22 protein-coding genes and 2 pseudogenes are annotated in these 21,418 nt (G+C 62.5%); 15 read left to right on the forward strand and 9 right to left on the reverse strand.

Annotated elements, in window-relative coordinates; translation table 11 throughout:
- Window positions 1–37 precede the first annotated feature (37 nt).
- From QQK95_RS32835 to QQK95_RS33570, 4 genes and pseudogenes are all read left to right on the forward strand, one after another.
- Window positions 38–1,246 (forward strand): acyltransferase family protein, encoded by a 1,209-nt coding sequence (locus QQK95_RS32835; RefSeq protein WP_284278719.1) that lies wholly within the window; start codon window positions 38–40, stop codon window positions 1,244–1,246.
- Window positions 1,247–1,341: 95 nt separating this feature from the next.
- Entirely contained in the window at window positions 1,342–2,397 is a 1,056-nt protein-coding gene (locus tag QQK95_RS32840; protein WP_284278721.1) for a glycerophosphodiester phosphodiesterase family protein, read from the forward strand.
- An 86-nt stretch (window positions 2,398–2,483) separates the two neighbouring features.
- Entirely contained in the window at window positions 2,484–2,792 is a 309-nt protein-coding gene (locus tag QQK95_RS32845) for an MFS transporter (RefSeq protein ID WP_284278722.1), read from the forward strand.
- A gap of 148 nt (window positions 2,793–2,940) precedes the next feature.
- Window positions 2,941–3,669: pseudogene (locus QQK95_RS33570) on the forward strand (MFS transporter); the annotation flags it as partial.
- 222 nt (window positions 3,670–3,891) lie between these two features.
- On the opposite strand, the gene rpsI reads toward QQK95_RS33570, so the two are convergent.
- The 6 genes and pseudogenes from rpsI to QQK95_RS32885 all read right to left on the reverse strand — a co-directional run bounded on the left by rpsI (window position 3,892) and on the right by QQK95_RS32885 (window position 6,205).
- Window positions 3,892–4,374: a 30S ribosomal protein S9 gene (rpsI, locus tag QQK95_RS32860; RefSeq protein WP_010915637.1), complete on the reverse strand. Its 483-nt coding sequence runs from the start codon at window positions 4,372–4,374 to the stop codon at window positions 3,892–3,894.
- A 1-nt stretch (window position 4,375) separates the two neighbouring features.
- Window positions 4,376–4,840, reverse strand: coding sequence for a 50S ribosomal protein L13 (rplM, locus tag QQK95_RS32865; RefSeq protein ID WP_010915638.1), 465 nt, complete (start codon window positions 4,838–4,840; stop codon window positions 4,376–4,378).
- Window positions 4,837–5,082 (reverse strand): hypothetical protein, encoded by a 246-nt coding sequence (locus QQK95_RS32870; protein ID WP_284278728.1) that lies wholly within the window; start codon window positions 5,080–5,082, stop codon window positions 4,837–4,839. Before QQK95_RS32870 ends, rplM begins: the two co-directional genes overlap by 4 nt.
- Window positions 5,083–5,096: 14 nt before the next feature.
- A complete protein-coding gene (locus QQK95_RS32875; RefSeq protein ID WP_284278729.1) occupies window positions 5,097–5,495 on the reverse strand; it encodes a type II toxin-antitoxin system HicB family antitoxin in 399 nt (132 codons plus the stop codon).
- Between the two features lie 23 nt (window positions 5,496–5,518).
- A pseudogene (locus QQK95_RS32880) lies at window positions 5,519–5,708 on the reverse strand (type II toxin-antitoxin system HicA family toxin).
- A 47-nt stretch (window positions 5,709–5,755) separates the two neighbouring features.
- Window positions 5,756–6,205, reverse strand: a complete 450-nt coding sequence (locus QQK95_RS32885; protein ID WP_284278730.1) for a PaaI family thioesterase — start codon at window positions 6,203–6,205, stop codon at window positions 5,756–5,758.
- A gap of 154 nt (window positions 6,206–6,359) precedes the next feature.
- Between QQK95_RS32885 and QQK95_RS32890 the strand changes: the two genes are divergently transcribed.
- The 7 genes from QQK95_RS32890 to QQK95_RS32920 all read left to right on the forward strand — a co-directional run bounded on the left by QQK95_RS32890 (window position 6,360) and on the right by QQK95_RS32920 (window position 11,824).
- A complete protein-coding gene (locus QQK95_RS32890) occupies window positions 6,360–7,181 on the forward strand; it encodes an enoyl-CoA hydratase (RefSeq protein ID WP_284278731.1) in 822 nt (273 codons plus the stop codon).
- 2 nt (window positions 7,182–7,183) lie between these two features.
- Window positions 7,184–7,606, forward strand: coding sequence for a VOC family protein (locus tag QQK95_RS32895; protein WP_284278732.1), 423 nt, complete (start codon window positions 7,184–7,186; stop codon window positions 7,604–7,606).
- Window positions 7,606–8,388 (forward strand): AAA family ATPase, encoded by a 783-nt coding sequence (locus QQK95_RS32900; RefSeq protein ID WP_284278733.1) that lies wholly within the window; start codon window positions 7,606–7,608, stop codon window positions 8,386–8,388. The genes QQK95_RS32895 and QQK95_RS32900 overlap by 1 nt, the downstream gene beginning before the upstream one ends.
- Window positions 8,385–8,906 carry a CoA-binding protein gene (locus QQK95_RS32905; protein ID WP_284278734.1) on the forward strand — a complete coding sequence of 174 codons (522 nt, stop codon included), beginning with the start codon at window positions 8,385–8,387 and terminating at the stop codon, window positions 8,904–8,906. Before QQK95_RS32900 ends, QQK95_RS32905 begins: the two co-directional genes overlap by 4 nt.
- Window positions 8,907–9,066: 160 nt before the next feature.
- The gene (locus tag QQK95_RS32910; RefSeq protein WP_284278736.1) at window positions 9,067–10,347 is read left to right on the forward strand and encodes an O-acetylhomoserine aminocarboxypropyltransferase; all 1,281 of its coding nucleotides are present in this window, start codon (window positions 9,067–9,069) and stop codon (window positions 10,345–10,347) included.
- A 6-nt stretch (window positions 10,348–10,353) separates the two neighbouring features.
- Window positions 10,354–10,698, forward strand: a complete 345-nt coding sequence (locus QQK95_RS32915) for a cupin domain-containing protein (protein WP_284278737.1) — start codon at window positions 10,354–10,356, stop codon at window positions 10,696–10,698.
- 340 nt (window positions 10,699–11,038) lie between these two features.
- Window positions 11,039–11,824, forward strand: a complete 786-nt coding sequence (locus QQK95_RS32920; RefSeq protein WP_284278738.1) for a glycosyltransferase family 25 protein — start codon at window positions 11,039–11,041, stop codon at window positions 11,822–11,824.
- Between the two features lie 61 nt (window positions 11,825–11,885).
- Here QQK95_RS32920 and QQK95_RS32925 read toward each other — a convergent pair whose 3' ends face one another.
- Both QQK95_RS32925 and QQK95_RS32930 read right to left on the reverse strand, forming a co-directional pair.
- On the reverse strand, window positions 11,886–12,959 hold the full coding sequence (locus QQK95_RS32925) for a hypothetical protein (RefSeq protein WP_284278739.1): 1,074 nt from the start codon (window positions 12,957–12,959) through the stop codon (window positions 11,886–11,888).
- 25 nt (window positions 12,960–12,984) lie between these two features.
- A complete protein-coding gene (locus tag QQK95_RS32930) occupies window positions 12,985–14,235 on the reverse strand; it encodes a cytochrome P450 (protein ID WP_284278740.1) in 1,251 nt (416 codons plus the stop codon).
- A gap of 104 nt (window positions 14,236–14,339) precedes the next feature.
- Between QQK95_RS32930 and QQK95_RS32935 the strand changes: the two genes are divergently transcribed.
- Window positions 14,340–15,443, forward strand: a complete 1,104-nt coding sequence (locus QQK95_RS32935) for an NAD(P)/FAD-dependent oxidoreductase (RefSeq protein ID WP_284278741.1) — start codon at window positions 14,340–14,342, stop codon at window positions 15,441–15,443.
- On the opposite strand, the gene QQK95_RS32940 is transcribed toward QQK95_RS32935, so the two are convergent.
- Entirely contained in the window at window positions 15,440–16,030 is a 591-nt protein-coding gene (locus QQK95_RS32940) for a hypothetical protein (RefSeq protein WP_284278742.1), read from the reverse strand. The two genes, QQK95_RS32935 and QQK95_RS32940, sit on opposite strands and share 4 nt — an antisense overlap.
- 338 nt (window positions 16,031–16,368) lie before the next feature.
- Between QQK95_RS32940 and clpP the strand changes: the two genes are divergently transcribed.
- The 3 genes from clpP to lon all read left to right on the forward strand — a co-directional run bounded on the left by clpP (window position 16,369) and on the right by lon (window position 21,253).
- Window positions 16,369–16,998 (forward strand): ATP-dependent Clp endopeptidase proteolytic subunit ClpP, encoded by a 630-nt coding sequence (gene clpP / locus QQK95_RS32945; protein ID WP_284278743.1) that lies wholly within the window; start codon window positions 16,369–16,371, stop codon window positions 16,996–16,998.
- Window positions 16,999–17,293: 295 nt separating this feature from the next.
- Entirely contained in the window at window positions 17,294–18,568 is a 1,275-nt protein-coding gene (clpX, locus tag QQK95_RS32950; protein WP_010915651.1) for an ATP-dependent Clp protease ATP-binding subunit ClpX, read from the forward strand.
- A gap of 273 nt (window positions 18,569–18,841) precedes the next feature.
- On the forward strand, window positions 18,842–21,253 hold the full coding sequence (lon, locus tag QQK95_RS32955; RefSeq protein WP_284278811.1) for an endopeptidase La: 2,412 nt from the start codon (window positions 18,842–18,844) through the stop codon (window positions 21,251–21,253).
- Window positions 21,254–21,418: the final 165 nt, after the last annotated feature.

Genomic DNA, 21,418 nt, shown 5'->3' on the forward strand with positions numbered 1-21,418 from the left:
CGCCCGGGTGCCACGGCAAGACAGGATCTGTCCCATCATGACGCAGGCCGCGTTTCTTAATCCGTCCGATGCCGTGGTGTCGACCCATGCCGGCACGATAGCGGGCGAGCGCTTTCAGGTTCTCGATTCGTGGCGCGGCATCTGCGCGCTGCTTGTGGCGTTGTTTCATTTCCCGACCGCTTCCGCGATCTCGCAGAGCAGCTTCATCGGTTCGTCCTATCTTTTCGTCGATTTCTTCTTCGTCCTTTCCGGCTTCGTCATCGCCAGCAGCTATGCCGATCGGCTGAATCAGCCGGCAGAGGTCGCTCGATTCGCGCTGGTACGGTTCGGCCGCATCTATCCGCTGCATCTCATAATGCTCGCGGCCTTTGCGGGCTTCGAACTGCTGCGGCTGATGCTGCCGCAACTGCATGGCACCGGCGCTGCCCCTTTCACCGGCGGTTTCGATTTGAAGAGCCTGCTTGCCAATCTGCTCCTGCTGCAAGGGATGGGCTTCGAGGATCATCTGACCTGGAATGCGCCAAGCTGGAGCATTTCGGCGGAGTTCTTCGCCTATCTCCTGTTCGCCGGCGTGGTCTTCATCGCCGGCGCGCGTGCCTGGATATGGCTTGTCGCCGCCGCCGTCACCGCGCCGCTGTTCCTGCTCGGCTTCTCCACGCATCATATGGACGTATCCTACGACTTCGGCTTCATCCGCTGCCTCTACGGCTTCTCGCTCGGCGCCCTGCTGGCCTGGTTTCAGCATGATTCCATTGCAGGAGCGCGACAGCTCTTCGCCACAAGCGGCCCGCGGCTGAGCTGGACCCTTGCCGAAATCGTCATGGTGGCGGTCATCGTCGCTTTCGTCTCTCTGGCGGGCGGCAATGATTTCGGCATCGCCGCGCCCCTGGTGTTTGTGCTGGCGCTGTTTCTTTTCGCCCATGAAGGCGGCTGGATTTCCGCCTCGCTGCGGGCGCCGTTCATGCTGACGCTCGGCGCGCTGTCCTATTCCATCTACATGGTCCACATCTTTGTCCAGGCGCGCCTGATCAACGTTGCCGGGCTCGTCGAGCACAAGCTGGGCCTGGGTCTGGTCGGCGACATCGTATTGCGTGGCTCGCCAGCGACGGGCTTCGGTACCGGCTGGGCTGGAACGACGGCAATCGTCGTCATGCTCGTCGCCACCATCGCCGCATCGTGGATCACCTGGCGTTTCATTGAAATGCCGGCGATGGCATGGTTCCGCCGGCTCTCGAAACGCATCTGACAAACCTTTCGCGAGAAACCGCTAGCCGGCTTCGTTCACCCAGATGTCACGGGCATCGCCTATCCCGGCTTCGATCCGGCAAGGAGCGATTCTCGATGCGGACGATCTGGCTGAGCCTTTTGCTTTGCGCGACCCTTGCTGCCACCTCCGGTCAGGCTTCGGCCGGCGAAAGCCGCGCCAGACAGATTCTCGACCGCTTCGAGCATGCCAACCAGTGGCGCGACCATGTGATGGTGGCCGCCCACCGCGCCGGCAGCATGCAGGCCGGCAAGACGCTCTATGCGGAAAATTCGCTCGCGGCTGTCGAAGGCTCGATCGCCATGGGCGCCGAGATCGTCGAGATCGACATCAGGCGCTCGAAGGACGGTGAGTTCGTCGTCATGCATGACAGCTGGCTCGACCGCACCACGACCTGCAAGGGCGAGGTGGTGAAGTACACGCTGGCCGAACTCAGGGCATGTCGGCTGGTGGTCGAGGGTACCCGCACCGTCTCCAATGAAACGGTCTCGACGCTGCGCGAAATGTTGCTGGCGACCAGGGATCGGATCCTCATCAATCTCGACAACAAGCTCGAAGTCGGCGACCTCCCGGGCATGATCGCGGTGGCACGCGATCTCGGCATGGCCGACCAGGTCATCGTCAAGGAGAACCTCTGGAACCAGAACCGGATTGCCTCGGTGAAGGCGGCGATGGCCGCGATCGACGGCGTCCAGTTCATGCCGATCATCGCCGATGACGCCGTGCATGATGCCGGTTTCGCCGAGACCGTCGACCACGCCTTCTCGCCACGCGCGATCGAGCTGATCAACTGGCGGGCGGGCGCCGAGACGCTGACCGAGACCGGCGGACCGCTGTGCAGCACACGCATGCGAGCGGCGGCGGTGCGGGGCAACTGGCACATCTGGGCCGACACCTACGCCATCGTCAACAAGCCGGGCGGCTTCCTCGCCGGCGGCCGCGGTGACGAACTGGCGGTGCAGGCCAGCCTGCCGCGCGAAGCCTGGGGTTTCTGGGCCGATCGCGGCGCCACCATCATCCAGACCGACGAGCCGAAGGCGGCCATCGACTGGCTGGCGGCCAACGGCTATCGCGTGCCTTATGCCGGGACTGGCGAACGCCTCGAGCCTGCCGCGACCGCCAGCATCAATTGATTTGCGGCCCCTGAAATCTCGGCACATTGTCGCGGGGCGGCGTCTCCCGACGGAACGGTGTCAGTGTGAAACCGTTACGGGTGGGCATGTCCAACACCCTGGTTTTCAACCGCCCCGCCAATATCGGCTATGCCGCCACCGTCGCCGCGACCAGTCTCGGTTTCGTGGTGGTGCAGCTTGATGTTTCGATCGTCAACGTCGCTCTCAATAAGATTGGCTCGGCCCTGTCGATGGGCATTGGCGGCCTGCAATGGGTCGTCGACGCCTACACGCTTGCCTTTGCCTCGCTGCTGCTCGCCGGAGGGGCGCTCGGCGACAGGATCGGCGCCCGCCGCGTGTTCGTCGGCGGCATGGCATTGTTCAGCATCGCATCGCTGGTCTGTGGCCTGGCGTAGAGCCCTTGGATCCTGATCGCCGCCCGCGCTGTGCAGGGCGCTGGTGCCGCCCTGTTGATGCCATGCTCGCTGGCGCTCCTCAACCGCGCCTATGCCTCCGACAAGCCACGCCGGGCGCGCCGTTGGCCTGTGGACTGCGGCGGGCGGCATGGCGCTGTCGGCCGGGCCGGTGCTCGGCGGCTTCATGGTCGCGTCGCTTGGCTGGGCAAGCATCTTCCTGGTCAATCTGCCGATCGGTGCTCTCGCCATCTGGATGGCCTACCGGTTTCTGCAGGAGACGCCGACCAACGCCGATAATCCGCCGATCGACTGGGCCGGCCAGGGCCTTGTCGTGCTGACGCTGTTTTCGCTGACCGGCGCCTTCATCGAAGCCGGCTCGTCCGGCTGGACTTCATTGCCGGTCATCGGCGGACTGGCGGTGGCGGCGGTGGCCGGAAGCCTGTTCCTGCTGGTCGTGAGCCGGACCAAGGCTCCGATGTTTCCTCTCGGCCTCTTTGCCAGCCGTGTGCCGGCGGCGACCAGCCTCGTCGGGCTGGCGGTAAATTTGACGCTTTACGGCACAATCTTCATGCTCAGCCTCTATTTCCAGCAGGAAAGGCATTTTTCGCCCGAAATGACCGGGCTCGCCTTCCTGCCGTTCATGGCGGTGGTCACCGTATCCAATATCGCCGCGGGACGCATCGCTGCCACCTACGGCCCACGATTACCAATGGCGATCGGCCTGCTTATCGGCGCGGCCGGTTTCGGCCTGATGGCGCTGATCCAGGCCGACACCTCTTATCTGTCGCTGCTGTGGCGCCTGCTGTTCCTGCCGGTCGGCATCGGTCTTGCGGTACCCGCCATGACCACGGCGCTGCTGTCCTCCGTGCCGACGGCGATGTCGGGAACAGCCTCGGGCGTGCTCAACACAGTGCGCCAGGCAGGCGTGGCGCTTTCCGGCTCCGCATTGGCGCTGGGCACGATCCAGGGCATGCAGCTTGCTTTCCTTGCCTCGGCGCGCTCGCCGTGGCCGCGATGCCGATCATTTCGCGGGATAGGGAGCGCAACGCAAAAAGGCCGCCCGGAGGCGGCCTTTTCGATTGTCCAAACTGCGGAGCGCTTAGCGCTTCGAGAACTGGAAGGAGCGGCGGGCTTTTGCCTTGCCGTACTTCTTGCGCTCGACGACGCGGCTGTCGCGGGTCAGGAAGCCGCCCTTCTTGAGCACGGCGCGCAGTGCCGGCTCGTAGTAGGTCAGCGCCTTGGAGATGCCGTGACGCACCGCACCGGCCTGGCCGGAGAGGCCGCCGCCGACGACGGTGGCGACGATGTCGTACTGGCCCGAACGGTTGGAGGCGATGATCGGCTGGTTGAGGATCATCTGCAGGACCGGACGCGCGAAATAGGTCGCGAATTCCTTGTCGTTGACGACGATCTTGCCGGAACCCGGCTTCACCCAGACGCGCGCGATGGCGTTCTTGCGCTTGCCGGTGGCATAGGCGCGGCCCGACTTGTCGAGCTTCTGGACGTGGACGGGTGCCGCTGCCTGCGTATTCGTGTTGCCGGTGGCGGCGCCCAGTTCTGCGAGCGAGGAAAGCTCAGCCATCTTATGCGACCTTCTTGTTCTTGGAATTCAGCTTGGCCACGTCGAGGACTTCTGGCTGCTGGGCGACATGCGGATGCTCGGCGCCTGCATAGACGCGCAGGTTCTTCATCTGGCGACGGCCGAGCGGGCCACGCGGGACCATGCGCTCAACGGCCTTCTCGACGACACGCTCGGGGAAACGGCCCTCGAGCAGCTGGCGCGCGGTGCGCTCCTTGATGCCGCCGGGGTGGCCGGTGTGCCAGTAGTAGACCTTGTCGGTGAACTTCTTGCCGGTGAACACCACCTTGTCGGCATTGATGACGATGACGTTGTCGCCGTCGTCGACATGTGGGGTGAAGGTCGGCTTGTGCTTGCCGCGAAGATGATTGGCGATGACAGTGGCAAGACGGCCGACGACGAGACCCTCGGCGTCGATCAGGATCCACTTCTTCACCACATCCGCAGGCTTCTGCGAAAAGGTTGTCATGTTTTCTGCTCTCGGTTTTGACCTTCACGGGGAAGGCGTTTCTTGTTGCTTGGATTGCCGATGAGCACTTGCCCACCGCCAATAACAAAACGGCGGCCTTTGCGGGCCGCTGCTTCGTGAGGGCTTATAGGCGAGGGGAGGGATCGCGTCAAGGCAAGTGGTAAAGCAAATTTCGAAGAAAGATAAGTAAAAACAGACACTTGCTTAAAAGGTATTATTTTACCACATCTGCCGGCGCCCATGTTCCTGGTCCGCCTCAGTGTTTTGCCTCGATTTCCTTGCGAGCTGCGCTGGAAAGGAATGCGGATCGTGTAAGGCCGCGCTCGCGCGCGGCTGCGTCGATCGCCCGCAGGACGCCACGCTCGAAAGTCACATTCGCCCTCACGACCGCGCTGTCATTGTCGATGAGCGGCACCGAGATCAGATAGCCGCCTTCGGCAAGCGCGCTGCGTATATCGGGAAGAGCGACAATCGCTTCGTGGCTGGACGGCTCTGGAACCGGCATGTCCTCCGCCCACAATTGCAAGGCTTCAACCGCATTGGGTACGATGTCCTCGGCCACATCGGCGGCCGAAAAGCAGCCGGGAATGTCGGGAAAGCGAATACCGAACGCGCTGTCGGGGTCTTTGTCGACCAAGGCGAAATAGCTCTTCATGAAGGTCTCCGGCGCAACATTGCCTATCCGATCCAACCAGCCTGCTTGGCGATCGCGCGAGCAGTGCCGGCAGGCAGGTCTTTTTCGGGATGCGGAACAATCAGCACGATCTCGCCCTTCCGGAATTTGTGGTGCGAGCCGCGTATCGAAAATCAGCTCGAACCCATCCTCCTTGAGGTGCTTTATGATCTTACGGCTGTCACGCTCAAGCAAAAGTCACCCTTGCGCATATATATACACATTGCTCGGAAATTCGATCATCACGGCCGCTTCGGCGGGATAGAATAGGTGCCCGTGGCGTGCGCGATGGTGTGTCCTTCGGGCCCGGCGACGATGTCGATGTCGAAGACCATCAGGCTCTTTCCGAGCTTCAGGATGCGGCAATGGCCATCGATCGGCCCGGCCTCGGCCTTGCGCACGAAGTTGATGTCGAGGTTGACCGTCACGGACAGCGCGTCCGGTCCGGCATGGGAGAGCACGCAGACATAGCCGCCAATGTCGGCAAGCGTGAACAGCGACGGACCGGATACCGTGCCGCCCGGGCGCAAATGACGTTCGCCGGCATTGAGCCGCACGGTGCAGCCGCCTGGGAAAACGTCGACAGCCTCGTAATATTTGAACTGCTCGTTGAGTTGCGGATAGACGGTTTCCATCAGTACATTGACTTGTGCTGCGGTCAGCACTGGCTTGAGATTGGTCTGGGCGGGCATGTCGGTCTCTCGCTTTGCTCCCGGCCTGTATGGGCGCAGCCGGGCGTTCCTGGCAACACCCTCAGCCTTCTGGCGCAAGCGATGGGTGTTGGACGAAACCCGATCCGATATTAGATAGTCTGCCAACGCCGAGCGGAATCGTGGAGACTTAGCCATGGCCGAAATCCTTGCCATCAAGCCTGCCGTTGCCGAGGGCCCGGTCACGGCCAGGCTGGACAAGGGCGTGCTGCGGCTCACGCTCGCCAATCCGCCCGCCAACGCTTTGTCGCTTGGAGTAATGGCGACATTGACGGCGGAGCTCGACCGCGCCAAGGCCGACAAGGCGGTTCGCGTCATCATCTTGTCGGCGGCGGGGAAAGTGTTCTGCGCGGGCCATGATCTCAAGGAAATGACGGCGCGCCGCACCGACGCCGATCGCGGCAAGGCCTTCTTCGAAGAGACGTTTGCCGCTTGCGCCCAGTTGATGCAGACAATCGTGCGCCATCCCTTGCCCGTCATCGCCGAAGTCGACGGCCTGGCGACTGCCGCCGGCCTGCAGCTGGTCGCCAGTTGCGACCTGGCGATCGCCTCGCATGAGGCGACCTTCTGCACGCCGGGCGTCAATATCGGCCTGTTCTGCTCGACGCCGATGGTGGCGCTGTCGCGCAACGTCTCACGCAAGCAGGCGATGGAAATGCTTCTGACCGGCGAGACGATCGACGCGGCAACCGCCAAGGAGTTCGGCCTGGTCAACCGTGTCGTGCCGCGCGAATACCTGAATCAGATCGTCACCAAATACGCGCAAACCATTGCTTCCAAATCATCTTTGGTGGTCAAGACCGGCAAGGAGGCCTTTTATGCCCAGGCCGAAATGGGGTTGGCGGACGCCTATGCCTATACCGGGCGCGTCATGGTCGAGAACATGCTGGCGCGCGACGCGGAAGAAGGCATCGGCGCCTTCATCGGCAAGCGCAAGCCGGAATGGACGGACGAGTAGCCGTGGAACCACGCATCTCCATCGTCACGATTGCAACGGATGATCTCGACCGCGCCGTGCGCTTCTACGAAGCCATGGGGCTGAAACGGCATGCCGCGATCACTGACGGCGTCGCCTTCTTCCAGATGGGCGGCGCCATTCTGGGCCTCTTTCCGCGCGCCAGTGCCGAGGAGGATTCCGGCATCACGTTCGCCAAGGGGCCTTCCGCCGTCTATCTCGCCTACAACACCCGCTCCGACGCCGAAGTCGACGAGGTACTCGCCATGGCGGAAAAGGCCGGCGGCCGCATCGTCAAGCCGGCCGGCCGCGCCTTCTGGGGCGGCTGGTACGGCTATTTCGCCGATGCGGACGGCCATGTCTGGGAAGTGGCGCACAATCCGGCCTTTCCGATCGCCGAAGACGGCACGATTTCGTTGCCTGCTTGATGGCCTACCGCAAACAGCTGACGCGGCTCAAGGCACCGTACCTCAAGCGCATCCTGCTCGACCCCGGGCGCGTGGCGGATTGGGAAAAATACCCCTGGAACCTGCCGTTGTTTCGCGGCCACGAATTTGAACTCGAATTCACGACGCCGATCACCATCATCGTCGGCGAGAACGGCACCGGCAAATCCACGCTTCTCGAGGCGATTGGCGCGCTGGCCGGCTATGACGAGGCCGGCGGCGGCAAGGGCTACAGGCCAGTCGACCATTCCATCGCCATCGACAAGAGTGGCGCCGCGCTGGCAGACACGTTCCGTGGCCACTGGCTGCCGAAGGTAACCGCCGGCTGGTTCTTTCGCGCCGAATCCTTCTATTCCGTCGCTCGTTATCTCGACCAGGCGGCACTCGAAGATCCCTTTGGGCCGCCGCCGCCGGACTTTCTGTCCTGGTCGCATGGCGAGGGCTTTATCCGCTTCTTCGAGGAGCGCTGCCGCAGGCAAGGCATTTATATCCTCGACGAGCCGGAAAGCGCTCTGTCGCCGTCGCGCCAGATCGAACTGCTGAAGATGCTGCGGCGCATGGACCAGTCGGGCACCGCGCAGGTGATCATGGCGACGCACTCGCCATTGTTGATGGCCTGTCCTGGCGCGCGGCTGTTCCGCATCAGCCGATTCGGGCTCGAGCCCGCCGACTTTCGTGACACGGACCACTTCCGCATGTTGCGCGATTTCAGCAACGACCCGGATGGTTTTCTCGCCGGGGCGTTGTATGAGGACGAGGCATGAATCACGATAGCTACGACAACACCTACATCGCCGGCATCCTCAATTCGGTGAGGACCATCGCCTTGGTCGGCGCGTCGGCCAATGACGTCAGGCCGAGCTATTTTGTCCTGAAATACCTGCTGGCCAAGGGCTTTTCGGTGTTTCCGGTCAATCCTGGCCAGGCCGGCAAGGAAATCCTCGGCCGCATGACCTATGCCAGGCTGGCCGATATTCCGGAGCCGATCGATATGGTCGACATCTTCCGCGCCGCGACCGCGGTGCCAGGCATTGTCGACGAGGTCTTGCGGCTCGATCCCTTGCCGAAAGTCATCTGGATGCAGCTCGGCGTGCGTCATGACGAGGCGGCCGCGCGCGCCGAGGCGGCCGGCATCAAGGTGGTGATGAACCGCTGCCCCAAGATCGAATACGGCAAGCTCTCCGGCGAGATCGGCTGGACCGGTGTCAATTCCGGGGTGCTGTCGTCCAAGAAGCCGCTGATGCGCCAGGGTTTCCAGAGTTTCGGCGTGCGCCAGAAATAGGCCGCGAGCGAGAAGCGCAAAAATATTCCGGCTAGCGCTGTATTATCCTGCGGTTTGATCGAAGATCCTACGCCGAAGGGTATTTTCTTCTTTGCATTCCGAGCCGGGCTTCGCCAAGAATGCCCGGCGATTTTCAGAAGGTTCTCGAGGGAGGTTTTAAGTGACCCGTACGCCCGGTTTCAACACGCTCGCCGTCCATGCCGGCGCCAAGCCCGATCCAGCCACCGGCGCGCGCGCCACGCCGATCTACCAGACGACCTCCTTCGTCTTCGACGATGCCGACCACGCCGCGTCCCTGTTCGGGCTGAAGGCCTTCGGCAACATCTACACCCGCATCATGAACCCGACGCAGGCCGTGCTTGAAGAGCGCGTTGCGGCACTCGAGGGCGGCACGGCCGCCCTTGCGGTCGCGTCCGGCCACGCCGCGCAGGTCATCGTGTTCCACAATCTGATGCAGCCGGGTGACAATTTCGTCGCCGCGACAAGGCTATATGGCGGCTCGATCAACCAGTTCGGCCATGCCTTCAAGAATTACGGCTGGGAAGTCCGTTGGGCCGACACCAACGACGTCTCGACCTTCGAGAGCCAGATCGACGACAGGACCAAGGCGATCTTCATCGAAAGCCTGGCCAATCCAGGCGGTACTTTCGTCGACATCGAAAAGATCGGCGACATCGCCCGCAAGCACGGCCTGCCGCTGATCGTCGACAACACGCTGGCATCGCCCTATCTGATCCGGCCGATCGAGCACGGCGCCGACATCGTCGTCCACTCGCTGACCAAGTTCATCGGCGGCCACGGCAATTCGATCGGCGGCGTCATCGTCGACGGCGGCACCTTCGACTGGTCGAAATCGGGCAAATATCCGATGCTGTCGGAACCGCGCCCCGAATATGGCGGCCTCGTCCTGCACGAAACCTTCGGCAATTTCGCCTTCGCCATCGCCGCGCGCGTGCTCGGCCTGCGCGACCTCGGCCCGGCGATCTCGCCCTTCAACGCCTTCCTTATCCTGACTGGCCTGGAAACCTTGCCGCTGCGCATGCAGCGTCATTGCGACAATGCGGTCACGGTCGCCGGCTGGCTGTCCAACCACCCCAAGGTCGCCTGGGTGAACTACCCCGGCCTTCCCAGCGACAAGAACAACGCGCTGCAGAAGAAATACTCGCCGCTGGGCGCGGGCGCCGTGTTCACCTTCGGCCTCAAGGGCGGCTACGAGGCCGGCGTCAAATTCGTCGAGGCGCTGGAACTGTTTTCGCATCTGGCCAATGTGGGCGACACCAAGTCGCTGGTCATCCATCCGGCGTCGACCACGCACCGCCAGCTTTCCGACGAGCAGAAGGTCAAGGCCGGCGCCGGCCCGGACACAGTGCGGCTTTCGATCGGCATCGAGGATGTCACCGATATCGTCGCCGACCTCGAACAGGCACTCGCCAAGGTCTGATTGCCGATGGCCGCTTTCCTTTCCGTCGACACCAAGAGCGTCGAACCTGAATCCGGCGCGCCCGCGCCGGATCGCCTGATCTCGGGCGATCCGAAATTCCGCACCTGGAATGTCGAGGAGCGGGAAGGCGGCCTCTATGCCGGCATCTGGGAATCCACCCCGGGCAAATGGCGCATCGTCTATGACGAATGGGAATTCTGCCACATCATGTCCGGCATTTCGGTGATCGCGGAGGACGGTGGGCAAGCGCACACCGTCAAGGCCGGTGACAGTTTCGTGCTGAGGCCGGGCTTCAAGGGCAGCTGGGAAGTGCTTGAAACGACCCGCAAGGAGTATGTGATCAAGCTGTAGCCGGCCGATCGGACGACACGGCCAAATACCGCAACCGGAAAGTCCGCACCGCGTCATCATCTGGCGGCGCTCGCATCGCTCGGCAGTTCATAAAGGCTGGCATGATTCGCGCGCCCGCAGGGTGCGGACCACACGTCCTTTCTTGTGATGGTTTTGAGAGGGCCTGGCTCAACGGCGGCAAATATTCGGCACGCACGCAAAGTTGACTGCAGTTTAGTGCGCTCTTATAGAAAATTCGACACGCGAGAATGACTGCCGGTGAACTTCTGCCCTAGGCGGAGACACGAAGTAGAGATCGCTGACAGCTTGCACGCCTTTGGGGGTCACAGTGAAGTGTTTGGTGATCAATCTTGACCGGTCCGCCGACCGGCTCGCTGGCGTAACGGCGGAATTCTCCCGCATTGGAATTCCTTTCGAACGCGTCGCGGGGGTGGATGCGGCCATCGGCGCACCTATCGTCGCGCCCCCGCTAACCGAGGCGGAAGTCTGCTGCTTCTTCAGCCACCGTCTGTGCTGGCAAATCATCGCGGACGGCCCTGATCGATATGGCGCTGTCTTCGAGGATGACGTTGTTTTCAGTCATGACGCCGGGTCCTTGCTGGCTGATGGGAGTTGGATCCCACCAGACGCCGACATCATCAAACTCGAAACATTCTTCAACCGGGTGAGGCTCGGTAGCCAGCACGTTGCCGTTGCGGCGGGCTACTCAGCAAGGCGGCTCCTCGGACAACATCTGGGATCGTGCGGCTACGTAGTTTCAAAAAGTGCGGCAAAGTGGCTGCTCAGCAAGACCAAGCTCCCCAAGGCAGCGGTCGACGTCGCTCTCTTTGCCCCAAATCAGACGACGGCAGCGCGCAACACGACCTACCAGCTGATGCCCGCGCTCTGCGCCCAGGTCCAGTTCGTTTCGGAGAACCGCGGCCCTGCGACCTTGATCCAGTTCGCGCCGCAGCCGCCCAGAAACAAGCGCATTATTGACAGAATCCAGGCAGAGGCTACTCGCGCCCTAGCCCAGCTTCGAAACAGAAACTCTTTCGCCACGGAGAAGGTCGACGCCGTGCCGCTGCGTTTTCCGCTGGCGATGGAGGCCAACACAGACCCCAATCCGGTCCAGGCATTGCCATAAGGGCCTCTAAGGTTCTCGTCAAACGAGCATCGATTGCGCTTCGGTCACTGATTGCGGCGACCTATTTCGCCGGAAACTGGCTGAGGCAGGCTTCGGAAGACTTGTCGTGCGCCGTCAGCAGATCGGCGTCCTGGGCTTCGATATCGGCGTCCGATATCTCGTCGCGATAATACTGCGCCAGGAGGTCGAGCCCCTGCTGGCTGACGCCATAGGTCGGGACCTCCCGAGCCAGGCAGCCGCAAAGCGCGAGCGCGCGATCGGGCGAGCCGGTCTTGTGGTTGGTCAGGATGAAATCCTGCGCCGGGCAGGCGTCGAGAAAGCCGTTGAAGTTCAGCTTCTGCTGCGGTCGATCGCCATGATCGAAATAGGCTGGCGGCCATTGGCTTTTGCCGCTCGCGACATCGCAGCCCGTGGCGACGTCCTGGGCGCCTTTCGACAGGTTGAGCCAGGCATCCTCCTTGTCGCCCAGGGGGTAGTCGAAATCTTCGCCGACAAGCGAGGCCGTATACGCGTCAAGGTCGGCCTGGGTGAGGCCGACCGTCTGAAATCGGTTGAACTGGCATTGGCAAGCGGCACGCATTTGCTCTGTTTCGCTTTGTGAAGCCTCTTGGCTCAGCTTGTTTTTCTGGCAGGCCGCCACGAAAGCTTCGCCATCAAGCGTCGAAGCCGGAAAGGTCGAGGCGTCGACATAGCGCTTTCCGTCCCAGCCGATTGTCATCGTGTCGGACTGGATGTCGAAGAAGCCGTTCCGTTTGAAAGGGCTGAGCGCGATCTTGTCCTGCGGCACCAGTCGTGCGCCCGGAATGTCGCCGAGAACCTCCTGGTAGCCGTCTCCTTCCAGGACGAACAGGAAGTTGCCGCAATTGACGCCGTCGCAGCCCGGCGCATAGCGGTAGGCGAAGATCTCAGGCAAACCGTCGAGATTGAGATCGACCTCGATGGCGAAGGATGCCAGCGGCAGGCCCTTCGATCCGGTCTGCCGCTCCAGAAGGCCCATCGCCATCTTCTGGGCGATGGCCTTGCTGTTCTCCCAGGGGATGTTCTCCGGCTGCTGCTGGGCGCGCGCCGCGGTTCCCAGGCAGGCGGATAGCAACGCCAATACGAACGCCGCCGCCGGTCTCCAAAACAGTCTCATCGCGCAGCCCCAGGCCCGCGATCGTTCAGAAGCCGACAGCGAGCGTTTCCAGCCCATGGAAGTGGTAAGTGTCGCGGAAGCGCGGGGTTTCGGCAAGATGCTGCCGCGGGCGCCGCTCGAACAAAGTCTTCAGCGACACCTGCAGTTCGAGCCGGGCCAGCGGCGCGCCGATGCAGAAATGGATCCCGGCGCCGAAGGACACGTTCTTCTGGTCGGTGCGATCCGGCCGGAAGGCCCGCGGTTCGGCAAAGGCGCGCGGATCGTGATTGGCCATGCCGAGCAAGAGCCCGATGGTCTGGCCGGGCTGCACGACGATGCCGGGCGCGATCTCGATTTCCTGGTAGGCATAGCGCGTGAACATGTGCAGGGGCGCGTCGAAGCGCAGGCATTCCTCGACGGTTGCGGCGGTTGCTTCCGCCGACGTGAAGAAGCGGCTGGGATCGCCGCCTTGCGCCAGGATCGAGCGCACCGCGTTGCCGGTCTGATGCACGGTCGCTTCATGGCCGGCATTGAGCAGCAGGATGGCCGAGGACACCATTTCGTCCTCGGACAATCTCTGGCCGTCTTCCTGCGCCGATATCAGCAGCGACAAGAGGTCGTCGCCGGGATTCTTGCGCCGCTCGGCGACGTAGCCGCGCAGGAAATCGGCAAATTCGCTAGCGGCGCGGTTGGCCGTCTCCTCGGTCTCGCGCGTGCGCCCATGAATGTACATGGCGACCATCTGATGAGACCAGTCGAGCAGTTGCGGCCCCATCTCGACCGGCACGCCGAGCATTTCGGCGATGATGGTGATCGGCAGGGGAGAAGCGAAGGCAGGCAAAAGGTCGACCGGCCCGGTCGGATCAAAGCGGTCGATCAGTTCGTTGGCGAGCGCCTCGACCCGTGGCCGCAGCCGCTCGACCTGGCGCGAGACGAAGGCGCGGTTGACCAGCGTTCTCAGCCGCGTGTGCACCGGCGGTTCCAGCTCGAGCATGGAGTTGGCTTCAATGCCGTCGAACGCCCTGAGATGGCTTCGGTCCTGGCCGACGCCACGGCTGTCGGGAATGCCGGCCGGGTTCTGGCGGCCGAAGCGGCGGTCGCGCAGCAGCCGGTTGACATCGTCGAAGCCGCCAAAGCACCAGAAGCCGAATTCCTCCCAGAAGAAGGCATTGGAGACGCCATGCAGGAAGGCGTAAGCCTCATACGGGTTCAGGAAGAAAGCCGGCTCGTGCGGGTCGAGCCGCAGCCGGCGAGCGGCTGGATCAAAGCCAAGATAGGGGAGCGTCGAATTGGTCATGCCAGACCCATAGCGCGGCTTGCCAGCCTCATTCCAGACCGTATGTTGGCGTCCGCACTCCAATGAATTGAGCCAGCCGGCGCGGCTGCGGAAGGCCTGAACGGATGAACGTGATCGTTGTCGGCGCGGGGATTGCCGGTCTCTCCACGGCGTGGTCGCTGGTCAAGGCCGGCCACAGCGTGTCGATCGTCGAGCAGGGGCCGATCCCCAACCCGCTGGCCGCGTCCGGCGACCATCACCGCATCATCCGTCGCGCCTACCGTGCCGGAACCGGCTACGGCCGGCTGATCACCGAGGCCTATGAGGCCTGGGACGAGATGTGGACCGATCTCGGCGAAAGCCATCTCGATGCGCGTGGTTTCGTCTGCATTTCGCGCGAAGCGGGCGACGAGGCCGAGGAATATCGCGAGGGCCTGGAGGAGGGCAATTTCCCTTTTGAATTGCTGGAACCGGACGCAGCCGTCGAACGCTGGCCGTTTTTGCAAGCCGGCACGTTCCGCTATGCCTATTATTCACCGGAAGGCGGCGCGCTCCACTGCCGCAAGATCGCTTCCGGCCTTGCCGCCTGGCTGCGCGCCAACGGCGCCAATGTCTACGAACACAGCAGGGTGACCGCGATCGACTCCGAAACCGGCCGCGTCATGCTCGAAAGCGGCGAAACCATGCAGGCCGACCGCATCGTCGTCACGGCTGGCGCCTGGGTGCTGAAGCTGTTTCCGGACCTGGACGGCGAGCTGAAGACCTATCGGACAGCCCTTGCCTATGTCGAACCGCCGGCCGACCTGAAGGCGGCCTGGGAGGCGGCACCGGTCGTCCTCGACGTCGGCGGCGCTGTTGATGGCTACGTAATCCCGCCCTCCGGCGGCGCCGGCATGAAATTTGGCTCAGGTCTGCACCGGGTGCCGACCAGCGACGCCGACTGGAACCGTCAGCCGGTGCCAGGCGAGGGCGAGGCGATCCGCAACCTGTTTTCGCCACCGGTTGCCCGTATTCAGGAATACAACGTGACTGAGGTGGTCACCTGCGCCTACACCTTCACCGCCGACGAAAAGTTCATGGCGCACGAGAGGGGCCGGTGCCTGATCGTCTCGGCCTGCTCCGGCCACGGCTACAAGTTCGGTGCGGCAGTCGGCCGGCGCGTTGCTGCGGCTATCGGCGATAGCGATGTCGCCGACTTGAAGCGTTGGCTGCGGGCGGAGGAGGCCTAATCCTGGCAGTGCCTCGGAATCTGCACGCGCCGCCAGCCCGACGACCCTTCGCGGACCAGAACGCGCCGCGCGACCGTCTGGTAGGAGGCGGGAACGTCGATGATGCGCCTTTGCTCCGGCTGCACCAGCACTTCCTCGGCGATCTGGTCGTATTGCGCCGGGATGACGACGCGCCGCGTGCGTTCAGGCTGGATCACCACGGTCTCGGCGACGCGTTCGTAGCGCGCCTTGTGCCAGACTTTGCATAGGACCCTGCGGCCATGGATGACGCGCCATTCCCAGGAATAGCCGCCGCCATCGACCCTCACCGTGTGGTAGACGGTGCGGGTGATGGCAGGCACGACCTCGTAGGTCACCTGTGCGGGAACGGTCATCACCACGCGTTCGCGGGTGCCGTAGATGGGCGGGGTGTAGTCGACCTGCTGGCCGGGCGGACTGACCATCACGTCTTCATAGACCGTGTCGTAGACGTCAGGCGTGTGGACCGGTTCGTAGCATTCCACGGCGCGGCCGCCGGCCGCCGTCTGCGACGTCGTGCCGAGCATGGCCAGCGCGGCAATGGCGAAGGATGCGCTTCTCCTGAACATGATACTCCCCCTGTTTGAACTGTAGGCACGAGTTCAACGTTGAATTGTACGGGAAGCCGCCGCTTAGAAAAGCGGTTTTGCCGCATTTCCTTAAGTGACGCGGTTAAGAAACTGCTACGTTGCGGACCGGTACCGCCTGCTCCGGACCGGCGCAGGCGTCAGCGATGCGAATCCTTGGCCGTAAAGCTTGATTCGACTTACCCAGATGGCTAGGACGGGTCGGCCTTGCACAAGGATGAGCCGGCATCCTATCTACGGAACAACGATCCAGAACCGATTCTGCCCGATCTGCCAGCATTCCCGGCGCCGGAATCCCACCGCGAGATAAGAGATAACTGATGAAGAACCCCGTCGAAACCTACATGAACCTCGTTCCGATGGTGGTCGAACAGACCAATCGCGGCGAGCGGGCCTACGACATCTTCTCGCGCCTCCTCAAGGAGCGCATCATTTTCATCACCGGTCCGGTCGAGGACGGCATGGCGACGCTGGTCTGCGCGCAGCTGCTGTTCCTGGAAGCCGAGAATCCGAAGAAGGAAATCAACCTCTACATCAATTCGCCGGGCGGCGTGGTCACTTCGGGCATGGCGATCTACGACACCATGCAGTTCATCAAGCCGGCCGTATCGACGCTCTGCATCGGCCAGGCGGCCTCCATGGGCTCGCTGCTCCTGACCGCCGGCCACAAGGACATGCGTTTCGCCACGCCGAACGCCCGCATCATGGTTCACCAGCCTTCCGGCGGCTTCCAGGGCCAGGCCTCCGACATCGAGCGCCACGCCATGGACATCGTCAAGCTGAAGCGCCGTCTCAACGAGGTCTATGTCAAGCATACCGGCAAGAGCTACGAGGAGATCGAACGCACGCTCGACCGCGACCATTTCATGACCGCCGACGAGGCCAAGGATTTCGGCCTCATCGACAAGGTCATTTCGTCGCGCGAGCCGGCTGAAGGCTCCGTGGCATAAGGGCCTGGTGGCAGTTGGATGGCACCATCACGCGCTTTTGGCGCGTCTTGCGGCATTTCGGCCACAATTGGCTGTTCCCTCGACGGTCGGGATTGCCTACGTTAAGGCTATGTTGATTTTCGACGGCTTAGCTTTGTGTGGGGTTGCTGCGAATCATTGCCACGTTTTCTGATTTGTGTTTCGTACGGAATACGTTGCGGGAGCCGGGACACTGGCGGCGGCGGATTCCCGCGATAAATAGAGTATGCGCCCTTTCAGCCAGACCATCGGCGGGCGGCGATGAAAGGACAGGAAAATGAGCAAGGTCGGCAACAACAGCGGTGACTCGAAGAACACGCTTTATTGCTCGTTTTGCGGCAAGAGCCAGCATGAGGTGCGCAAGCTGATCGCCGGTCCGACGGTCTTCATCTGCGACGAATGCGTCGAACTGTGCATGGACATCATCCGCGAGGAGAACAAAACCTCGATGGTGAAGTCGCGCGAGGGCGTGCCGACACCGCAGGAAATCCTCAAGGTTCTCGACGACTATGTCATCGGCCAGCCCTACGCCAAGCGCGTGCTGTCGGTGGCGGTCCACAACCACTACAAGCGCCTCGCGCATGCCGGTAAGAACAACGATGTCGAGTTGGCCAAGTCCAACATCCTGCTGATCGGCCCGACCGGTTGCGGCAAGACGCTGCTCGCGCAGACGCTCGCCCGCATCATCGACGTGCCCTTCACCATGGCTGACGCCACGACGCTGACCGAAGCCGGTTATGTCGGCGAGGACGTCGAGAACATCATCCTCAAGCTGCTGCAGTCGGCCGACTACAATGTCGAGCGGGCCCAGCGCGGCATCGTCTACATCGACGAGATCGACAAGATTTCGCGCAAGTCCGACAATCCCTCGATCACCCGCGACGTGTCGGGCGAGGGCGTGCAGCAGGCGCTGCTGAAGATCATGGAAGGCACGGTCGCCTCCGTGCCGCCGCAGGGCGGCCGCAAGCATCCGCAGCAGGAATTCCTGCAGGTCGACACCGCCAACATCCTGTTCATCTGCGGCGGCGCCTTTGCCGGGCTGGACAAGATCATCTCGGATCGCGGCAGAAAAACCTCGATCGGTTTCGGCGCCACGGTCGCCTCGCCGGAGGATCGCCGCACCGGCGACATCTTCCGCCAGGTCGAGCCCGAGGATCTGCTGAAGTTCGGCCTCATCCCGGAATTCGTCGGTCGTCTGCCCGTCCTGGCGACGCTGGAGGACCTCGACGAGCCGGCGCTGATCCAGATCCTGACCGAGCCGAAGAACGCGCTGGTCAAGCAGTACCAGCGGCTGTTCGAGATGGAAAATGTCGACCTGACCTTCCACGAGAACGCCCTGTCGGCCATCGCCAAGCGCGCCATCGAGCGCAAGACCGGCGCGCGCGGCCTGCGCTCGATCATGGAAGCGATCCTGCTCGACACCATGTTCGAACTGCCCGCGCTCGAAGGCGTGCGCGAAGTGGTGATTTCGGAGGAAGTGGTGACCGGCAGTGCCCGGCCGCTCTACATCTATTCCGAACAGAAGGAAAAGAAGGGCAACGTCAGCGCCTGACATGGCAACTGAACCCATATTTTTGTGGAACGGCGCCCTCGCGGCGCCGTTTTGCTGTGAAGGGCACGCGACCTTGGCGATGGAATGGATTGCGGACGATGTTAACTCTTGATCTTTGCCCCGCTTGCATCCACCTAACACGAGAAGGCCGAGGTGCCCGATTTCTGTGCTGTAAAACTCCCGTCACAAACGGTGGTAGGCGGAACGATCCCCGGTCGTTAATATGAGATTCGCGGTTGGCCTGATGGCGACCGCGACATGAAAGGTTGGACAATGGCCAAAATATCCAAGGCTCCCAGCGACGGCGTCTTCGCAGTCCTCCCACTGCGCGACATCGTGGTGTTCCCGCACATGATCGTTCCGCTCTTTGTCGGGCGCGAAAAGTCGATCAAGGCGCTGGAAGAGGTGATGGGTCAGGAAAAGCAGATCCTGCTTGCCACCCAGATGAATGCCGCCGATGACGATCCCGAGCCCGATGCGATCTTCGACATCGGCACGCTCGCCAATGTGCTGCAACTGCTGAAGCTGCCCGACGGCACCGTCAAGGTCCTGGTGGAGGGCGCTTCGCGTGCCAAGATCGTTTCGTTCACCGACCGTCCCGATTTCCACGAAGCCCGCGCCACGGCGCTGGTCGAGCCGGAAGAGGAAGAGGTCGAGGTCGAGGCGCTGGCCCGCTCGGTCGTCACCGACTTCGAGAACTACGTCAAGCTGAACAAGAAGATCTCGCCTGAAGTGGTGGGTGCCGCCAGCCAGATCGACGACTATTCCAAGCTCGCCGACACGGTTGCCTCGCATCTCGCCATCAAGATCCCTGAAAAGCAGGAAATGCTGGCCACGCTATCGGTCAAGGAGCGGCTGGAAAAGGCGATGGGCTTCATGGAAGCCGAAATCTCCGTCCTGCAGGTGGAGAAGCGCATCCGCTCGCGCGTCAAGCGCCAGATGGAGAAGACGCAGCGCGAATACTACCTCAACGAGCAGATGAAGGCGATCCAGAAGGAGCTCGGCGAGGGCGAGGACGGCCGCGACGAGGCCGCCGAGATCGAGGCGCGCATCAAGAAGACCAAGCTGTCCAAGGAGGCCCGCGAAAAGGCGGAAGCCGAATTGAAGAAGCTGAGGACGATGTCGCCGATGTCGGCTGAATCGACCGTCGTGCGCAACTACCTCGATTGGCTGCTGTCGATCCCGTGGGGCAAGAACTCCAAGGTCAAGCAGGACCTGGCCTACGCCCAGAACGTGCTCGACACCGATCACTTCGGCCTCGACAAGGTCAAGGACCGCATCGTCGAGTATCTGGCCGTGCAGAGCCGTCAGAAGAAGCTGAAGGGGCCGATCCTGTGCCTCGTCGGCCCTCCCGGCGTCGGCAAGACCTCGCTCGGCAAGTCGATCGCCAAGGCGACCGGTCGCGAATTCATCCGCATGGCGCTCGGCGGCGTGCGTGACGAAGCCGAGATCCGTGGCCATCGGCGCACCTATATCGGCTCGATGCCCGGCAAGGTCATCCAGTCGATGAAGAAGGCGAAGAAGTCCAACCCGCTCTTCCTGCTCGACGAGATCGACAAGATGGGCCAGGACTTCCGCGGCGATCCGTCGTCGGCCCTGCTCGAGGTGCTCGATCCCGAGCAGAATTCGACGTTCATGGACCATTACCTCGAGGTCGAATACGACCTGTCGAGCGTGATGTTCGTGACGACCGCCAATACGCTGAACATCCCTGCGCCCTTGATGGACCGCATGGAGATCATCCGTATCGCCGGCTACACCGAGGACGAAAAGATCGAAATCGCCAAGCGGCACCTGATGCCGAAGGTGATCCGCGATCACGCGTTGCAGCCGAAGGAGTTCTCCGTCGGCGAGGATGCGATCCGCGCCATCATCCAGACCTACACCCGTGAAGCGGGCGTCAGAAGCCTGGAGCGCGAGCTGATGAAGCTCGGGCGCAAGGCCGTGACCGAGATCCTGAAGACGAAGAAGAAGACGGTGAGCATCACGGCGGCGAACCTCGCCGATTACCTCGGTGTCCAGCGCTATCGCTTCGGCCAGGTCGAGGCCGACGATCAGGTCGGTGTCGTCACCGGTCTTGCCTGGACGGAAGTCGGCGGCGAGCTGCTGACGGTCGAAGGTGTCATGATGCCCGGCAAGGGTCGTATGACGGTGACCGGCAACCTGCGCGACGTGATGAAGGAATCGATCTCGGCGGCGGCTTCCTATGTCCGCTCGCGCGCTCTCGATTTCGGCATCGAGCCGCCGCTGTTCGACAAGCGCGACATCCACGTGCACTTGCCGGAAGGCGCGACGCCGAAGGATGGTCCGTCCGCTGGTGCGGCCATGGCCACTGCCATTGTGTCGGTGCTGACGGGCATTCCGGTCCGGGCCGATGTGGCGATGACTGGCGAGATAACGCTTCGCGGCCGCATCTTGCCGATCGGCGGCCTCAAGGAGAAGCTGCTCGCCGCGCTGCGCGGCGGCATCAAGAAGGTGCTGATCCCGGAAGACAACGCCAAGGATCTGGCGGAGATTCCGGACAATGTGAAGAATGGCATGGAAATCATTCCGGTCTCACGTGTCGGCGAGGTGTTGCGCCACGCGCTGGTGCGTATGCCGGAGCCGATCGAATGGGTCGAACCGGTCAATCCGCCGGCCTCGACCGACAGTGCCGACGATGCTGGAAAGTCGCTCGCACATTAGATTTTTTCTAAGGTTGCAGTGCACAAACGGAAAGCCGGGCCTCGAGCCCGGCTTTTTCATGTGAAAAACCCCGGATTTCCGGGCTTTTTTCCACTTTTTCCGGGCTTTTCGACTTGGTTGCGGCAACGCTTCTTTCTAAAGTCCGTTTCCTGCCGGATGAGTCGT

The sequence above is a fragment of the Mesorhizobium huakuii genome, assembly GCF_030160235.1.
Taxonomy (GTDB): Bacteria; Pseudomonadota; Alphaproteobacteria; order Rhizobiales; family Rhizobiaceae; genus Mesorhizobium; species Mesorhizobium huakuii.

What these genes read in the sequence shown, in the direction of transcription:
- rpsI (WP_010915637.1), bottom strand. Translation starts at nt 4,374, where the DNA reads ATGGCTGAGCTTTCCTCGCTCGCAGAACTGGGCGCCGCCACCGGCAAC.
- clpP (WP_284278743.1), top strand. Translation starts at nt 16,369, where the DNA reads ATGAAGAACCCCGTCGAAACCTACATGAACCTCGTTCCGATGGTGGTC.
- clpX (WP_010915651.1), top strand. Translation starts at nt 17,294, where the DNA reads ATGAGCAAGGTCGGCAACAACAGCGGTGACTCGAAGAACACGCTTTAT.
- QQK95_RS32915 (WP_284278737.1), top strand. Translation starts at nt 10,354, where the DNA reads ATGGCCGCTTTCCTTTCCGTCGACACCAAGAGCGTCGAACCTGAATCC.
- QQK95_RS32940 (WP_284278742.1), bottom strand. Translation starts at nt 16,030, where the DNA reads ATGTTCAGGAGAAGCGCATCCTTCGCCATTGCCGCGCTGGCCATGCTC.
- QQK95_RS32835 (WP_284278719.1), top strand. Translation starts at nt 38, where the DNA reads ATGACGCAGGCCGCGTTTCTTAATCCGTCCGATGCCGTGGTGTCGACC.
- QQK95_RS32890 (WP_284278731.1), top strand. Translation starts at nt 6,360, where the DNA reads ATGGCCGAAATCCTTGCCATCAAGCCTGCCGTTGCCGAGGGCCCGGTC.
- QQK95_RS32900 (WP_284278733.1), top strand. Translation starts at nt 7,606, where the DNA reads ATGGCCTACCGCAAACAGCTGACGCGGCTCAAGGCACCGTACCTCAAG.
- QQK95_RS32845 (WP_284278722.1), top strand. Translation starts at nt 2,484, where the DNA reads ATGTCCAACACCCTGGTTTTCAACCGCCCCGCCAATATCGGCTATGCC.
- QQK95_RS32905 (WP_284278734.1), top strand. Translation starts at nt 8,385, where the DNA reads ATGAATCACGATAGCTACGACAACACCTACATCGCCGGCATCCTCAAT.
- lon (WP_284278811.1), top strand. Translation starts at nt 18,842, where the DNA reads ATGGCCAAAATATCCAAGGCTCCCAGCGACGGCGTCTTCGCAGTCCTC.
- QQK95_RS32935 (WP_284278741.1), top strand. Translation starts at nt 14,340, where the DNA reads ATGAACGTGATCGTTGTCGGCGCGGGGATTGCCGGTCTCTCCACGGCG.
- QQK95_RS32930 (WP_284278740.1), bottom strand. Translation starts at nt 14,235, where the DNA reads ATGACCAATTCGACGCTCCCCTATCTTGGCTTTGATCCAGCCGCTCGC.
- QQK95_RS32840 (WP_284278721.1), top strand. Translation starts at nt 1,342, where the DNA reads ATGCGGACGATCTGGCTGAGCCTTTTGCTTTGCGCGACCCTTGCTGCC.
- QQK95_RS32925 (WP_284278739.1), bottom strand. Translation starts at nt 12,959, where the DNA reads ATGAGACTGTTTTGGAGACCGGCGGCGGCGTTCGTATTGGCGTTGCTA.
- rplM (WP_010915638.1), bottom strand. Translation starts at nt 4,840, where the DNA reads ATGACAACCTTTTCGCAGAAGCCTGCGGATGTGGTGAAGAAGTGGATC.
- QQK95_RS32885 (WP_284278730.1), bottom strand. Translation starts at nt 6,205, where the DNA reads ATGCCCGCCCAGACCAATCTCAAGCCAGTGCTGACCGCAGCACAAGTC.
- QQK95_RS32870 (WP_284278728.1), bottom strand. Translation starts at nt 5,082, where the DNA reads ATGGGCGCCGGCAGATGTGGTAAAATAATACCTTTTAAGCAAGTGTCT.
- QQK95_RS32875 (WP_284278729.1), bottom strand. Translation starts at nt 5,495, where the DNA reads ATGAAGAGCTATTTCGCCTTGGTCGACAAAGACCCCGACAGCGCGTTC.